Source organism: Gimesia sp., from assembly GCF_040219335.1.
In the GTDB taxonomy this organism is placed as follows: domain Bacteria; phylum Planctomycetota; class Planctomycetia; order Planctomycetales; family Planctomycetaceae; genus Gimesia.
In genome coordinates, this window is the sequence record NZ_JAVJSQ010000020.1 from 18,938 (window position 1) to 34,326 (window position 15,389).

Genomic DNA, 15,389 nt, shown 5'->3' on the forward strand with positions numbered 1-15,389 from the left:
GTTTTAACGGGCAGCAGTGAGCTGCCCAGTATTAACCCTTTTTATGAAACAGGGACAGTCAGTTCCTGACCAGAATTGTGAGACCTGATACCTCTTCTCAACAGTATCTGATTGACACAGTCTTGGCACAGTTGACTGTGTCAATGAAAATGGTCGTTGTAAGCTACTATAATTCAAGTGCTTACAACGACCATCTAATTGGATACGGAGAGAACGGGATTCGAACCCGTGGAACCGTTTGCACGGCTCACCGGTTTAGCAAACCGGCGCATTCGGCCACTCTGCCATCTCTCCTGACTGTACCGGCTGCTGAAAACAGAGCCGATTCAGCACTCTTTATGCTGTTTTTCCCGTGGAATGTCAACGTTTGAAGCTCTGAATATGCAGAGACTTCCGTAAATTAACATCGCGGGAAGAGGGAGTGTATCAAACCAAATTCTCAGCTGCAATAGTTTCGGCCCCCTGGAGATGCGAAAGCAGGGGATCTTGAACTGAGAAACTGGTATCCCAGCCATAATCGCGAGAACCGGATTGGACACTCACAGGACAGCCCGGGTTCGCGCAGGGAAGCTAACCCTGAAACTGATCACAATTACACATCCTGCTATTTAAGACCGAATGTAATTCTCCAGCGCGGTCTGCCAGTCCGGAATCTCAAACCGGGTCACCTGCTCGAGGTGGGAGCAGTCGAGGACACTAAATCGGGGGCGGTCGGCTGCGGCGTTATATTGTTTGGTGGTAATGGGCTGTGTTTCGACTTCGATCCCGGCGATCTCGAACAGGGTCCGTGCCAGTTCATACCAGGTCGTCTGTCCGCGGTTGGTCACGTGGTATAAGCCGTACTGCTCAGTCGCGATCAGTCGGGCGAGTGCTTCGGACAGATCGCGCGTGCTGGTGGGTGTGCAGTGCTGATCGTTAATGATGGAAAGGGAATCGCGTTCCTGTCCCAGCCTGAGCATGGTTTCGACAAAGTTGCCATTTCCGGTTTTGCCAGCTTTCCCATACAGGCCACAGGTTCGAATGACATAGTGCTGAGGGCAGAGTGCACGGACAAAATACTCTCCTGCCAGTTTACTCAAACCGTAGGCACTGACGGGGCCGGGGGCATCCTGTTCCCGGTAAGCCTGCTCCCGCGACAGATCCAGCCCGAAGACATAATCGGAACTGATCTGCATCAGGGCGATCTGGTGCTGCTGACAGTAGAGAGCCAGATTGCGGGGTCCGAGTGCATTCACTGCGTAAGCGACTTCCGGTTCCGATTCCGCGAGGTCCACCTTGTTATAGGCGGCGGTGTTGATCACCAGTTCGGGAGCTGTCTGAGCGAGGGCATCAGCGATACTGGCAGCATTTTCAATCGAAATCTGCTGATGTGTCAAACCGGAGACCTGGTGACCTTCTCCCGCCAGACGGGTAGTGAGGTCCTGTCCCAGCTGTCCCCGTGAACCAATGACTGTAATTTTCATCTTGAATCGCGTCCTTTGCTGAATCAGGCAGATGACTGGGAATCAGAGGAATTGAGCGGAGCCACAAAGTGAATCTGCCTGGCGACCTCCTGAAAACCGAGTGAAGTATAGAGATGATTGCCTACGGCGTTCTGTTCCAATGTTTCAATTTTTGCCAGGGAGAGCCCCAACTCTCTAAAATGTGACAGGGCGTATTCGAGGAGTTTGCGTCCCATCCCCTGTCCGCGGCATTCCGGGACAAAGGCCATGTTAGGAATGTAGCCGATGCCTGCTTCCGGATCATGCCAGGTGGAAATGTAGCCGACGATTTTGTCATCCAGTTCGGCGACAAAAATCCCTGTGGGTTCCCGTTCGGCGTCAGCAGCCACGTGTCCGGCTTTGCGCCATTTCCAGTCGTGCCCCTGAATCAAACCGTATCTCTGCTCGATCCCCTGATCAATGGAGACTCCCTGAAATGCTTCGACGGTAATTGCTTTCAGCGTGTCCAGATCGGTGGGCTGATAGGGACGGATTTTCATATCTCTCGATCAAACTCATGAGGGGTTGGCGAAACTGTGAATCGTGACTGACGTCGAGCTTCCGTGTATGCTATGATGTAGCTGTGAAAATTGAAAGGTGAGTGGAAAAACTGTTTTTCCCATCCCTTCTCAACGACAAAACCATGCGGCCTGACAGGAAATGTTGAATGTCCGATACGGCGATTTATACCGCTGAACAATTTATGGATGCCCGAATCGAGCTCCCCGATTCCGGACGCTGGACCGAACTGGACCAGGGGCAGATCATTAATCTGGATGCTCCTGATATCGAGCACGGTACGATTGTGCTCAACATCTCGAAGGTACTCTCCCGCTACCTGCATGAGCGGCGGGAAGGATCCGCGACATTCGAACTGGGACTGATCGTCAAACGCGATCCTGATACGGTGCGGTTTCCTGCTGTAAGCATTTATAAGAGTGGCGGGCAATTTGATGAGACAGACAAGGCGATGACAGAACGCCGCCCGGATGCCATCATTGAAATTGCCTCGACTAACCCGCGCCGCTCGGGGATGAAAGCGCATGTCGACGACTATGTCTCCTGGGGAGTGCCGCTGATCTGGGTCATCGATCCCCCGGAAAAAGAAGTGCTGGAATATCGAACTGCGAGCGGCAGCGAAGTGATTGACATCAATGGTAAAATCACGGGGGGCGACTCCTTACCGGAATTCGCGATGAGTGTGCGAGACTTGTTTGCCGAACCGGATTGGTGGTAAGTTAACGACTGAGAGACCGTAAGTATTCGTTTTATTTCGACTTCTGCTGAAACCCGGATGCTCGTTTCAGCGAACAGTCATCAACAGTCAAGGATAATTCAGGGATGCCTAAGGCACATTATGACGTGGCAGTGATTGGTACCGGCCCCGGTGGAGAAGGGGCTGCAATGCAGGCCATTAAACAGGGGAAATCGGTGATCTCGATCGAAAAGTTTGTCGAGATCGGCGGAAACTGCACGCACAAGGGTACGATCCCCAGTAAAGCCTTACGGTATTCCATCCTGCGGATGTCGGAGATCAACGGCTACATGCGGCAGATGGGACGGGCCGGGATGGTCTTTGACCTGGAATTCCCTGAGCTCCGCAAGACGGCTGCCTCCGTGATTCAGAAGCAGGTCGGTATGCGACGGATGTTTTATGAACGAAATGGCGTCGACCTGGTAGAGGGAGAGGCCCGGTTCCTGGACCCACACCACATTCATATCGAAACGCCCAACGGGCTGACCGAAGAAATTTCGTTCGACTATGCCGTGATCGCAACCGGATCGCGCCCCTACAGACCTGACGATATTGATTTCAGCCATCCCCATATTTTCTGCAGCGATACAATTCTGGATCTCGATTTTACCCCTCGCTCGATCAGTGTCTACGGAGCAGGGGTGATTGGTTGCGAATACGCGTCCATGCTGCGGTCGATGGGGATGAAGGTCAACCTGGTCAATACACGCAGCTCGCTGCTGGACTTCCTGGATGACGAAATCAGCGATGCCCTGAGTTATCACATGCGCGAGAGTGGGGTACTGCTGCGTCACTGTGAGCATTACGAATCGATAGAAGGAACCGATGACGGAGTGATCATCAATCTGCAGTCGGGAAAAAAACTGAAAACCGACATCATGCTGTTTGCAGCAGGACGTACAGGGAACTCGGAACACCTTGGTCTGGAAACCCTGGAGATCGAGCCTGACTCCCGCGGACAGATTGCTGTCAACGATGACTTCCAGACAACGCAATCCCACATTTACGCCGTCGGTGATATCATCGGTTATCCGTCACTGGCGAGTGCCGCTTATGTACAGGGTAGGTATGCCGCCAGCCATCTGGATAACGGCGAATGCGAGCGGGCCCTGATCCGGGATATTCCGACCGGGATTTATACCAGCCCGGAAATCAGCTCCCTGGGCAAGACCGAACGGGAACTGACTGAAGCCAAAATCCCTTATGAAGTCGGGCACTCGATGTTCAAACACCTGGCACGCGCCCAGATCATGAACTGTCCGACCGGAATGCTGAAGTTGCTGTTCCATCGCGAGACCCTGGAAATCCTGGGGATCCACTGCTTCGGGCCGAATGCTTCGGAAATTATTCACATTGGCCAGGCCATCATGTCACAGCCCGGTGAGGCTAATACGCTGCTATACTTCATAAATACGACCTTCAACTACCCCACGATGGCGGAAGCGTATCGAGTGGCTGCATTGAATGGGTATAACCGCCTGTTCTGATACTGGTCGGAATCGACTGCAAACATCTCCGTGCCTGAATACAGGAGGGCGAGATATGGACGGGAAACAAAGTCAGACGGGACGTCGAATCCTGAAAGTGGCTTTGTTCCTGCTCCTGGTCTGCGGTGCGGTCTTCCTGTTACTGCAAGTGCGAGATGCGCAACAGGCGGCTTTTAATTCGACTGTTAAATGCCAGTTGGGACAGGTCGCTTTGGGAGAGGATAATTATCAAGACCTTAACGGGAGTTCGGTCTTTGAAGCGGCCTTAGAACAGGATATCAGCTGGCGGGAGTTGATGGCGAACAGCTTCGAGGAATGGCAGGAGACCATCAAGGGAACGGGATCTGACCGTACGGTCCCCAGCTACCTCCGCACCAGAAAGCCTCCCAGTCTGGCCTGGTTTGATGCGGAGAATGCGGTTCCCTCCGATTACCTGACCTGCCTGCATGCTATCAGGCTTTCCGAGAAGTCCGAGAAAAATGAACCGGTCTGGCTCATCGCCTATGTACCACAGCGGCCCATTCAATGGTTGTCAAAGGATGATCTCTCGCTGGAGGCGTTTGAGAGTGTCGTTCATTCGGATACGAAACAACGAATCTCCTGTCTGATTCCCCAGGAAGGCCGCACGGTTCAACGCGACCGTTTATTCAAAATAATCGAGGCAGCCAGAGCGGGCGAAACGGTGGAAATCATCTCCAGGAAACGTTAGTCGGTTCAGGCTCCTGTCTTATTTCCTTTCCTTGAGTGACCTGCGGCGGCTATAATCGGCGTTCGATCATATCATTCATGACTTTCTACAAGGGGAAACTAATGGGTCGCGCGCTCCTCGGTTTGATGTTGCTGTTGTCTTTGATTTTGTGCGGTGAAACACACGTCGAGGCTGCGGAGACGGAACGGCCGAATGTGCTGTTTATCGCCGTGGATGACCTGAATGACTGGATCAGCTGCCTGGGCGGACATCCGGACTGTAAGACACCGAACATCGACCGGCTTGCGTCCCGGGGACTGCTGTTTACGAATTCGCATTGTGCCGCACCTGCCTGCAATCCTTCGCGTGCTGCGTTACTGACGGGGATCCGCCCATCCAGTTCGGGCGTTTATCTGAATTCTCAGCCCTGGCGTCCCGTGATGCAGGACGCCGTGACGCTGCCTCAACATTTTCGCAATCATGGCTACCAGTCGATTGGTTCAGGCAAAATCTTTCATGGACGATATAACGACTACGGATCGTGGGATGACTATCTGAAACAGACCAGTGATCCCCAACCGACGCAGGCCGTGCTCAAGGATCCACACTCTCGGGCCGGTACGATTATCTGGGGTATGCTGGAGGCACAGGACCAGGAGATGAGCGATTATAAGATGGCGAATTACGCCATTGATTTTCTGAGCAAGCCTGACCAGAAACCTTTCTTCCTGGCGTGCGGCATTTATCGGCCGCATATGCCCTGGCAGGTACCACGGAAGTATTACGACATGTATCCCCTGGACAAGATTCAGCTTCCCAATGTTCCAGAACACGATCTGGATGACATTCCGCCAGCCGGCGTGCGGATGGCGAAACCAGGCGGAGATCATGCCAAGATTCTGAAGACCGATAACTGGCGGTATGCCGTGCAGGCTTACCTGGCCAGTATTGCCTTTGCGGACGTGCAGGTGGGCCGAGTGCTGGACGCACTGGATGCGAGCCCGTATGCAAAAAATACGATCGTCATTCTCTGGGGTGATCACGGTTGGCACCTGGGAGAAAAGAAACACTGGCGGAAATTCTCCCTGTGGGAAGAAGCGACCCGGGCTCCATTAATGATGGTTGTTCCGGGAGTGACTCAGGCAGGCACCAAATGTGATCAGGCAGTAGATTTTATGAATATCTACCCGACACTGTGCGAACTGTGTGAGCTCCCGCGCGGCGATCATCTGGATGGCATCAGCATGGTTTCATTGCTGAAAGATCCCGCGCATACGTGGGAACGTCCGGCGCTAACCACACATGGGCGATTGAACCATGCAGTGCGGGACAACCGGTATCGGTTGATTCGCTACCAGACTGGCGATGAAGAGTTGTACGATCACAGCCAGGATCCCATGGAATGGAAGAACCTGGCTGACGATCCCCAGTATGCGGAAACCAAACAACGGCTGGCAAAATGGTTCCCGGAGAAAAATGCTCCCGATGCACCGCATGATGCATCACTGGGACAGGGAAAGAAGAAGAAACAGCAGCAGGGTAAGGGCAAGTCGAAAAAGAAACCGGCCCAACCCTGAGCATTGCTGTTATTCTTCTTTTTTACCGCGTGTTTTTTCCAGCATGTCCGCGAGTTCGTCGACGGTCACGACATCATCTTTGTTCTGGTCAGCCCGGAAGAAGACGGGAAGTTCCACCAGGGGAACTTCTGATTTTTCCAGCTGACCGTTCTTATTTTTGTCGCGTTTTAAAACCAGACGGAAAGCAACTGCCTGGGCACGGTTTTCCGCTTTGGCTTCCTCCCGGGGAACCGCGACATTGAAATAGCCGATCATCATTTCATTCCAGGTCTGATCACCCCAGTAAACCGGTTTATCGGGATCCGGGTTGGATAGATTACTGTCCGAATTATTAAAGTGCGCGACACAATGGATGTAGTCGCCGGGCTGAAGTGGAATCGGCTTTTCAATCTTGTAGGCAGTCTGCCAGTTGAAATCAAAGGCAGGCACGTCGAGTAAAACCTCGCCCGGTCCATCCGGAGTTTTCCGCAATTCATAGCGGAACGATTTGCCGCGAAGGTGCATGTGAGGCATGAAGCCCAGCAGGAGCATATTGCGGTCGCTGGGAGGGGAAGTGCCTTCAATTTTAAAATTGTCGTCGTTGGCATTGATGGGGAATTTGCGTCGGGTGAACTCATGATTGAGCACATGCGCGGTCATGACCTGATGCGTGACTTTGGATTCATCGGTAAAGACCAGGCCGACTTTGCTACGATCTTCCTGTTCGGTGCCGATGGGAGTGTAGTGCATTTGAAAGACCAGCTTGGAACCGGCGGGAACTTTCTTGGCCATCCCCTCGGGCAACATGACTTCCCGTGAACCGGGTACATAACCGACGAGGAACTGATCGCCTTCACCAAACACGCGAACCCGTTTTCCCTGAGGGGGTCGCGCGAAGACGAGAATATGATGCACGACCGCCCGGTTGCCGGGCAGGGCTTCTGCACCGGTGAGCCATTTGTCTTCCTTAAAGCCGGGATCGACGGTGAAATACTGATATTTGACGCCCCGTTTGCCTGCCTGTGCCGGGACCTTAAATGGTTTCTCATCCATGTAGAAAACGGCATCCGGCCTCTGAGGCAGTTTCCAGCCGGTCACGTATGTGCGTGGTTCGGGCAGCTCTTTGGGATTCCCCTCGGGAGCACCGTTTTCCACCCACTGGTAGATGAGCTCTTTTTCCTCTTTGGTCAGGCTGCGATCGTTGGCGAATTTTCCGTGAGCGGGGTCGGCGTGCCAGGGGGGCATCCGCTGATCGCGAACGACCTCAGCAATGGTTTCGGCCCAGCCAGCCACTTCTTCGTATTCGGTCAGTTCGAACGGCGCGATTTCACCTTGTCGATGGCACTCGACACAATGCTTCTGCAACAGGCGTGCGATCTGATTAGAATACGTGACGCTGCTGTTGGAATCCGGTTCCCGGATGCGTCCAATAAAACAACCCAGCGGTTTCGTGGAAGCGACACTGACAGGTTTCCCGGCGAGCAGTTCCGTGATCGCAATTTTCAGGTCCTGGCGTTTGGGTTCGTCGCGAATGTAACCAACGCCATACTGATCGTCGACACGACCGTGGTAGCGAACTGTTCTCGACTGATCGAGCAGAAAGATTTCCGGGGTCCGCACTGCACCGATCTGATCAGCCACGTGGTTGCCCGGATCTTTGAGCACGGGGAACTTGATTCCATGCTTGCGGGCATACGCGGCGATTTCGGTTAGCGAGTCCTGCTGGTTGGACATAATGGCATAAAAGGTTACGCCCTGGATCTCGTATTCGTCAGCCAGTTTCTGCAGACGATCGCCGTAGAGTTTGGCCAGCGGACATTCGGTTCCCAGAAACGCCAGGACGACCAGTTTCTGGTCGCGGGCGTCTTCCAGTTGCACCTGTTTGCCTCGAAAATCCTGCAATTTGAAGTTGTCGACCGATTTGCCCACCAGCGACTCTGTGGGCTCGGCCAGAAGAGTAGAAGTGAACAGCAAGCAGGACAGGAAACCCGGTATTAGACGATAGAAGCCTCTCATTCGACCTTGAACTCCCCTCTCGACTCAGATTTAATGATGGGCGCTGGTTAAGTCTGCGAAATGGTTCGACGCGAATTGAACCCTCAAGATACACCAGAGTAGTGGCCTTCGTAGATAGAAATACTGTCAAAATACGAAGAAGCACTAATATTAATTCTCCCTTGCCCGGTAATACCCATGTGCGGCCGATTCTGTTTCAGAAATCCAGGGAAAGAATTTTGTTTTCCATTATACAATAGATCAGTATCGGGGTAAATATCAGTGATAGTCGGGCTGGGAACAGACATCGTCGAAATTTCACGCATCGGTCAAATGATTGAGCGGCATGGAGATACCTTTCTCAAGCGTGTCTTCACGGAGAGTGAAAACGAGTACTGCGGCACCAAGAAGAACAAGGAGCAGCATTACGCGGGACGATGGGCAGCCAAGGAAGCAGTCATGAAGACGCTGGGTACTGGCTTTGTGAAAGGCATCGGCTGGAAAGAGATTGAAGTGGTTAACCTGAAGAGTGGGAAGCCGACCATTGTGATCTCCGGAGGCGTAGAACAATACGCGGGAGAACTGGGAATCGAGGAGATTCTGATCACGATCTCCCACAGCCGGGAATTTGCGACAGCCACGGCAATCGCTGTCGGAAAAATGCCGCTCGCCTGAAGTGCTGAGATCAGCTCTGCTTAAGACTCAGAATTTTTTCGATGTGCGGCAGCTGGTGTTTCTCGAGATGATCGACGAGCGTGGCCGGTGTTTCATCGGAAATGATCAGATCGCGGTATTTCGGTTTAATGAATTCGGTTTCGATACAATGCTCGACCAGATTCAGAAGCGGATCATAGAAACCTGAGGTGTTGAGCAGTCCGATCGGCTTGAGATAGATGCCGAGTTGAACCCAGGAGACAACTTCGAAGAGTTCTTCGAGAGTGCCGAAGCCGCCCGGCATCGCGATGAACGCGTCGGAACATTCAGCCATTTTCGCTTTGCGGGTATGCATGTCTTCCACGACGTGCATTTCTTCCACTCCCGGATGGAGCAGTTCCCGGGTAGCCAGTTGTCTCGGAATAACGCCGATCACTTTACCGCCGGCTGCGAGTACGGCGTCTGCAATGATGCCCATCAGTCCTACGCTGCCGCCGCCGTAAACCAGCGTGATGTTTCGTTCGGCCAGCAGACGTCCCAGTTCCTGAGCTGACGCATGATATTGAGGATCACTGCCTGACTTCGAACCGCAGAATACGCAGATGCTGTTGATCTTACTCATGTCCCGGTTCCATCAGCTGACTGATCGTTGTCTGAGACAGGCTCTTCCTTGTCTTTTTCGGCGGTTTTATTTTCCGCACTGTTATCAACGAACGTTCCCGGTTTGATCTGCGGGCCACGCTGATGCTGCTTGAGAATCGACTGAAGCTGATCCATATCCATGACTTCGCATTCAAGCAGTTCCTGGGTCAGGTGCTCGAGCAGTTCCCGGCGTTCATCCAGAACCTCGTAGGCGATCTTCGCGCATTGATCGATGATCCGCCGGATTTCCAGATCGATTTCCCGCAGTGTGTTTTCGCTGTGAACGCTTTCGGAACCTGAGGAGGTATCACCGAGGAAGGGAGACCGACGGGTTTCGCTGTAATGTACGCGTCCCAGTTTGGCGCTCATACCAAACTCCGTCACCATACGGCGGGCGAGGTCGGTGGCCCGCTGCAGGTCGTTTTGAGCACCGGTGGATGTTTCCTGATAGATAATTTCTTCGGCAGCGATGCCTCCGAGGAGCACGCAGATGCGGTTTTCCAGTTCGCTCTGGGTGACCAGCTGTTTTTCTTCTTCGGGTCGTTGCAATGTATAACCGAGGGCACCGAGACCACGGGGTACGATCGAAATCTTGTGCACCGGATCCACATTGGGCAGCGAACAGGCTACCAAGGCATGACCACATTCGTGGTAAGCGACCCGGTTCTTTTCGTCTTCGTGAATCAGGCGGGTTGATTTTTCCAGACCGGCGACCACGCGTTCTACGCCTTCTTCGCATTCCCGCATCGTCACTGCTTCTTTGTTATTACGGGCAGCGAGCAGGGCAGCTTCATTGATCAGGTTGGCCAGATCCGCACCGACGAAGCCGGGGGTAATTTTGGCGATGTGCTGCAGGTTGACCGACTCATCCATTTTGACTTTGGCACTGTGGACTTTGAGGATGGCTTCGCGGCCGCGAACATCGGGACGGTCGACCAGGACGTGTCGGTCAAAACGACCGGGACGCATCAAGGCGGGGTCCAGAGTTTCGGGACGATTGGTCGCTCCCATGACGATCACACTCTGATCGGAGCCGAACCCGTCCATTTCGACGAGCAGGGCGTTGAGTGTCTGTTCGCGTTCATCATGACCGCCGGGCATGCCGCTGCCACGCGTTTTACCCAGGGCATCGAGCTCATCTATAAAGATGATGGCCGGTGAGCGCTGAGCTGCCTGCTGGAACATATCCCGCACGCGGGCGGCACCGACGCCGACAAACATTTCGACGAAGTCGGACCCGGAAAGTCCGTAGAAGGGAACTCCCGCTTCGCCAGCAACGGCTTTGGCGAGCATGGTTTTACCGGTTCCCGGAGGTCCGACAAGCAGCACCCCTTTAGGGATCCGGCCTCCGAGAGCCTGATACTTGGCAGGCGTTTTCAGGAACTCGACGACCTCACGGAGTTCTTCGACGGCTTCTTCGATCCCGGCCACATCGTTGAATGTGACTTCGATATCATCCTGGGCGTACATCCGTCCGCGACTACGACCGAAGGACATCGGCGACCCTGCGCCTCCCATCCTCCGGAAGAGATAGATGACGAAGATGAGCAGAACGACCGGAAAGAAGAGTACCGCAATCAGCGATTCCCACTCGGAAGGCCGACTCTCAGAGTCGACGATAATGCTTTTGTTTTCGAGCTTGGTCTGCAGTTGTGCGCGGGCTTCCTGCGGAATCCCCCAGACCGGGATGTAATAATTTTTAGTTGTGTTGGCGAGTGTCCCTTTTTCGGAGCCTTCCTGTTTCGGCTGATCCTGGAACACGATGTAGTCAGTGCCGAACTTCAACTCATGGACGTTGGTTTTGTTGTATTTGCCGTCATCGAGTCCTTTGACGAAATCGCCGAACTTGATTTTTTCGCCACGCTTGTTGTTGGAGACCACTGAGAGTGTGATGAACAGGATCAGCCCGCCAACCACGAGATACCAGAGTGCATTACTTTTGGGACCTTTGGGTTCGGGGCGACGGCCATCGCCTTTGGGATTGCGTTCAGGGGGAGTGGGACGTTCTCTGCGGTTCGACTGTTTCGGATCCAAGTTAGGCATGGGATTATATATCTCTGTCAGAGGAGTGTGCTGAGCTGGTCACGGGAAGCGGAAGGCCGAACTGAACATTATGCCAGACGCAGCAATTCCTGGATTTCTATCAGTATCATGAGTTGAAAGGATCTTAACACAGAATGCATCTATGTTTTATTGTAAATGTATGTCCTTTCGACAAGGGGGTCAATCAAAGCTTTGCCTAGAAATGCGTGTTCCTGGCATTGGTCCCTGCTGAAAAGGCTCCGGTAGGGACTGAATGCCTCTTGCCATGTTTAATTATTACGCCTAAAATGCGGTTTCGTTGGTGGTTAGGGCAAAAAAACAGAACCAAGGCATGTCTTTTTTCCACTCTGCTTTAAGAATTGAAACAACAGTCAACCTGTCCGACTGAGGATGAAATAACAGGGTCGAATGAAGCAAATAGCCGTTCTCGGGTCTACGGGGTCCATTGGCACGAGTACACTGGATGTGATTGCCGCCCATGCAGAAGAGATGCAGTTGACGGCTATCACTGCGCACAGCAGCTGGCAACAGCTGGCAGAACAGGCTCAGCAGTTCCGCCCGCGCTGGGCTGTGCTGAGCAATGCCGACCTGAAATCGGCCGTTGATCTGAGTGCTTTCCCTCAGGAAACCGAAGTCCTGTTCGGCGATGAGCAGATTGAGCGGGTCGCTGCAGCAGACGAGATCGACACTGTGATTTGTGGCATTGTCGGAGCGGCGGGACTGAAGGGTGCCTGGGCGGCAATTGAGTCCGGTAAGACGATTGGCATCGCGAACAAAGAGACGTTAGTCGTTGCTGGGCCACTGATTATGGATCTGGCAGAGCGGAGCGGGGCGATCCTGCTACCTGTCGACAGTGAACACAGCGCCATCTACCAGGCATTACAGGCGGGATCCGCGTCCGAAGTGAAGCGGGTCATTCTGACCGCCAGTGGAGGACCGTTTCGGGGAGCAAGTCTCGCAGATCTGGAAGACGTCACCCCGGAGAAAGCCCTGGCTCATCCGACCTGGGACATGGGACCGAAAATTACCATCGATTCTGCTACGATGATGAATAAAGCGTTGGAGCTGATTGAAGCCAAATGGCTGTTTCAGCTGACCGTGGATCAGATTTCCGTGGTCGTGCATCCTCAGTCGATCGTGCATTCGATGGTGGAATTTGTGGACGGATCTGTAATAGCCCAGCTTTCGCCTCCCGATATGAGGCTTCCCATTCAGTACGCACTTACGTATCCTGTCAGGATGGAAGGTCTCAACCCTCCGATGGACTGGAGCCGTGCTTTTGAACTCAGCTTTGAGCCACCTGATCTGGAAGCGTTTCCCGCCTTGCGACTCGGAATTGAAGTCGCGGAGCAGGGAGGGACTTGTGGTGCCGTCCTGAATGCAGCTAACGAAGCTGCCGTAGAACGTTTTTTAGCGGGTGGATTGCGTTTCAGTGATATCGCGACCTCCTGTGAACAAGTATTAAAATCACATCAATACGAACCCCACCCCAGTCTGGATAAACTGTTTGAACTGGATCACTGGGCCCGTGAGGAGATTAAAAGGTGGAAGTCATGTTGACCAGTCTGTTAATTGGAGCAACTTTACTCGGCAAAGTGACGAACATTGCCATGGTGGCCATCGGTCTGGGGCTGGTCATTTTCTTTCACGAACTGGGCCACTTCGCGGTCGCCAAGTGGTGTGATGTGAAAGTGGAGCGGTTCAGTATCGGCTTTGGCCCGATCATCAAAAGTTTTAAACACGGGGAAACCGAATACGCGCTGTCGTGGATTCCCTTTGGTGGTTACGTGAAGATGCTGGGACAGGACGACGTCGACCCCAGCCAGTTAACGAGCGAGGAGATCGCCCTCGATCCGCGCTCCTATTCCGCCAAGCCCGTTTACCAGCGAATGGGCATCATCTCTGCCGGCGTGATCATGAACATCATTACCGGGATGCTGTTCTTTGCCTTCGCGTTTCGCCTCGGAGTCGCTTCGACTCCCTGCGTTGTCGGTGCTGCCATTCCAGGCATGCCTGCGTGGGAAGCAGGGATTCAACCGGGTGATGTGATCACCAAAATCAACGGCGAAAAAACCAATTCCTTCATGGATATCATCCGCAGCAGTGCATTCAGCGATGGAGATATCAAGATGGAAGGCATCCACCCGGACGGGAAGAAATTCGAAGTGGACATTACACCGGACCGGACGGGGACCCGTCCCCAGATTGGTCTGCTGCAGTCACAAAGCCTGCAGATTCCTGTCTATGAAGATCCTGGCATGAGCGTCACTGCGAAGGGAACGGCCGCTTCAAAAGCGGAACCCGCTTATCAGCCAGGAGACACGTTTGTTACCATCGACGGACAACCGGTCGAAAACTATGCCCAACTGCAACGGCTGTTTGCCGCCCGCAGTTCCGAAACTCTGAAAACAGGCGTCACACGCAAGGGTGCTTCCGAGTCCGAAGTTGTGGAGATCACGGTCGGTAACAACCCGTTCCACACCCTGGGACTGTGGATGGATATCGGGCCGATTGAATCCATTCAAAAAGGCTCACCCGCCGATCGTGCCGGTTTGAAAGCCGGTGACAAGATAACTCATATCGATGGTCAGGATGTTGGCAAGGTGATCAATCCGCTGCGTCTGCCCAACTATTTTTCTTCGCGTGCCGGCGAGACCGTTCCGATTGTCGTGAGCCGTGCCCAGGATGGGGCGCAGCCTGCTGAGGTCAATCTGAACGTTGTGCCTCTGGACAATCCTGCCTGGCTGGAGCATCCGATTTTTTCCAATACACCTCTGTCGGTGGGCTCACTGGGAATCGCCTTCCACGTGATTCCGACCACACTCAAGGTCGAAGAAGGCAGCCCGGCACACAAAGCGGGCATCGAAGCTGATGCCCACATTAAAAAAATCAGAATCATGCCTCCGGAAAGTGAACCGTTGAGTGAGTGGCAGGGTCTGGAAGAAGTCAGCTATGAATTTGACGACAAGAATATGAACTGGGCGAATGCGTTCTGGGAAATGCAGGTACGACCAGGCTGGCCCGTTGAATTGACTTACAGTCATAAAGGACAAATCAAACAGGCCAAGCTGACTCCCTGGGTCAATCCGAATCAGGAAGAAGGTCAGCAATGGTCCCTGCCGGTCCGGGGGATCAAGTTGCAGACACTGCGGGAAACCCAGCAGGCACAAAGCATGGGGCAGGCGCTGGGAATGGGTGTGCAATACACGACGAATTCCGCAAAGGACATTTACCTTACCCTGCGAAGCCTGTTTACCGGTCGCGTGTCTCCGCTGGAACTGAGCGGCCCGGTTACCATCGCCAAGGTGGCATACGAAGTTTCAAACGACGGCTATTCGCAACTGTTGCTGTTTCTCGGTTTTCTAAGCGTCAACCTGGCGGTGCTGAACTTCCTGCCGATCCCGGTTCTGGATGGCGGGCACATGGTCTTTTTGTGCTGGGAAGGCATCACCCGCAAACGTCCCAACGAGCAGGTTCTGGCTGCAGCAACCTACGTCGGCATGATCTTTGTGCTGGGGCTGATGATCTTCGTCCTCTATCTGGATATTTTCCTGTAAGCCGAAATGAAATTTATTTGGGCACGGCAGC

The 15,389-nt window shown here is 53.5% G+C and carries 12 protein-coding genes and 1 tRNA gene; 7 read left to right on the forward strand and 6 right to left on the reverse strand.

The genetic code is table 11. From position 1 onward, the window contains the following. Positions 1–205: 205 nt before the first annotated feature. The 3 genes from RID21_RS17430 to RID21_RS17440 all read right to left on the reverse strand — a co-directional run bounded on the left by RID21_RS17430 (position 206) and on the right by RID21_RS17440 (position 1,981). Positions 206–294 (reverse strand) — tRNA-Ser (locus tag RID21_RS17430). A 314-nt stretch (positions 295–608) separates the two neighbouring features. Further along, the gene (gene rfbD / locus RID21_RS17435; RefSeq protein WP_350191017.1) at positions 609–1,463 is read right to left on the reverse strand and encodes a dTDP-4-dehydrorhamnose reductase; all 855 of its coding nucleotides are present in this window, start codon (positions 1,461–1,463) and stop codon (positions 609–611) included. Positions 1,464–1,486: 23 nt separating this feature from the next. After that, entirely contained in the window at positions 1,487–1,981 is a 495-nt protein-coding gene (locus RID21_RS17440) for a GNAT family N-acetyltransferase (protein ID WP_350191019.1), read from the reverse strand. 167 nt (positions 1,982–2,148) lie between these two features. Here RID21_RS17440 and RID21_RS17445 point away from each other — a divergent pair, with 167 nt between their 5' ends. The 4 genes from RID21_RS17445 (at position 2,149) to RID21_RS17460 (ending at position 6,488) form a co-directional block, all read left to right on the forward strand. Next, complete coding sequence (locus RID21_RS17445) at positions 2,149–2,718, forward strand: Uma2 family endonuclease (protein WP_350191021.1); 570 nt, start codon at positions 2,149–2,151, stop codon at positions 2,716–2,718. Positions 2,719–2,822: 104 nt separating this feature from the next. Continuing rightward, on the forward strand, positions 2,823–4,223 hold the full coding sequence (sthA, locus tag RID21_RS17450) for a Si-specific NAD(P)(+) transhydrogenase (protein ID WP_145044264.1): 1,401 nt from the start codon (positions 2,823–2,825) through the stop codon (positions 4,221–4,223). A 55-nt stretch (positions 4,224–4,278) separates the two neighbouring features. Next, on the forward strand, positions 4,279–4,932 hold the full coding sequence (locus tag RID21_RS17455; protein ID WP_350191023.1) for a hypothetical protein: 654 nt from the start codon (positions 4,279–4,281) through the stop codon (positions 4,930–4,932). A 101-nt stretch (positions 4,933–5,033) separates the two neighbouring features. Continuing rightward, positions 5,034–6,488 (forward strand): sulfatase, encoded by a 1,455-nt coding sequence (locus RID21_RS17460; protein WP_350191025.1) that lies wholly within the window; start codon positions 5,034–5,036, stop codon positions 6,486–6,488. A 9-nt stretch (positions 6,489–6,497) separates the two neighbouring features. Here RID21_RS17460 and RID21_RS17465 read toward each other — a convergent pair whose 3' ends face one another. Then, positions 6,498–8,441: a redoxin domain-containing protein gene (locus tag RID21_RS17465; protein WP_350191027.1), complete on the reverse strand. Its 1,944-nt coding sequence runs from the start codon at positions 8,439–8,441 to the stop codon at positions 6,498–6,500. Between the two features lie 303 nt (positions 8,442–8,744). On the opposite strand from RID21_RS17465, the gene acpS reads away from it, so the two are divergent. After that, positions 8,745–9,137: a holo-ACP synthase gene (gene acpS / locus RID21_RS17470; protein WP_145044266.1), complete on the forward strand. Its 393-nt coding sequence runs from the start codon at positions 8,745–8,747 to the stop codon at positions 9,135–9,137. A 10-nt stretch (positions 9,138–9,147) separates the two neighbouring features. Here the strand turns inward: acpS and RID21_RS17475 are convergent, their stop codons facing one another. Then, complete coding sequence (locus RID21_RS17475) at positions 9,148–9,738, reverse strand: LOG family protein (RefSeq protein WP_350191029.1); 591 nt, start codon at positions 9,736–9,738, stop codon at positions 9,148–9,150. Then, complete coding sequence (gene ftsH, locus RID21_RS17480; protein ID WP_350191031.1) at positions 9,735–11,801, reverse strand: ATP-dependent zinc metalloprotease FtsH; 2,067 nt, start codon at positions 11,799–11,801, stop codon at positions 9,735–9,737. Before ftsH ends, RID21_RS17475 begins: the two co-directional genes overlap by 4 nt. Before the next feature lie 408 nt (positions 11,802–12,209). Here ftsH and dxr point away from each other — a divergent pair, with 408 nt between their 5' ends. Then, on the forward strand, positions 12,210–13,361 hold the full coding sequence (gene dxr / locus RID21_RS17485) for a 1-deoxy-D-xylulose-5-phosphate reductoisomerase (protein ID WP_350191033.1): 1,152 nt from the start codon (positions 12,210–12,212) through the stop codon (positions 13,359–13,361). Then, complete coding sequence (gene rseP, locus RID21_RS17490; RefSeq protein WP_350191035.1) at positions 13,355–15,358, forward strand: RIP metalloprotease RseP; 2,004 nt, start codon at positions 13,355–13,357, stop codon at positions 15,356–15,358. Before dxr ends, rseP begins: the two co-directional genes overlap by 7 nt. Positions 15,359–15,389: the final 31 nt, after the last annotated feature.

Excerpts from the sequence above, each read along its gene's own strand:
- RID21_RS17445 (WP_350191021.1), top strand. The coding sequence starts at position 2,149 with ATGTCCGATACGGCGATTTATACCGCTGAACAATTTATGGATGCCCGA.
- dxr (WP_350191033.1), top strand. The coding sequence starts at position 12,210 with ATGAAGCAAATAGCCGTTCTCGGGTCTACGGGGTCCATTGGCACGAGT.
- RID21_RS17440 (WP_350191019.1), bottom strand. The coding sequence starts at position 1,981 with ATGAAAATCCGTCCCTATCAGCCCACCGATCTGGACACGCTGAAAGCA.
- sthA (WP_145044264.1), top strand. The coding sequence starts at position 2,823 with ATGCCTAAGGCACATTATGACGTGGCAGTGATTGGTACCGGCCCCGGT.
- RID21_RS17455 (WP_350191023.1), top strand. The coding sequence starts at position 4,279 with ATGGACGGGAAACAAAGTCAGACGGGACGTCGAATCCTGAAAGTGGCT.
- rseP (WP_350191035.1), top strand. The coding sequence starts at position 13,355 with ATGTTGACCAGTCTGTTAATTGGAGCAACTTTACTCGGCAAAGTGACG.
- rfbD (WP_350191017.1), bottom strand. The coding sequence starts at position 1,463 with ATGAAAATTACAGTCATTGGTTCACGGGGACAGCTGGGACAGGACCTC.
- RID21_RS17475 (WP_350191029.1), bottom strand. The coding sequence starts at position 9,738 with ATGAGTAAGATCAACAGCATCTGCGTATTCTGCGGTTCGAAGTCAGGC.
- RID21_RS17460 (WP_350191025.1), top strand. The coding sequence starts at position 5,034 with ATGGGTCGCGCGCTCCTCGGTTTGATGTTGCTGTTGTCTTTGATTTTG.
- ftsH (WP_350191031.1), bottom strand. The coding sequence starts at position 11,801 with ATGCCTAACTTGGATCCGAAACAGTCGAACCGCAGAGAACGTCCCACT.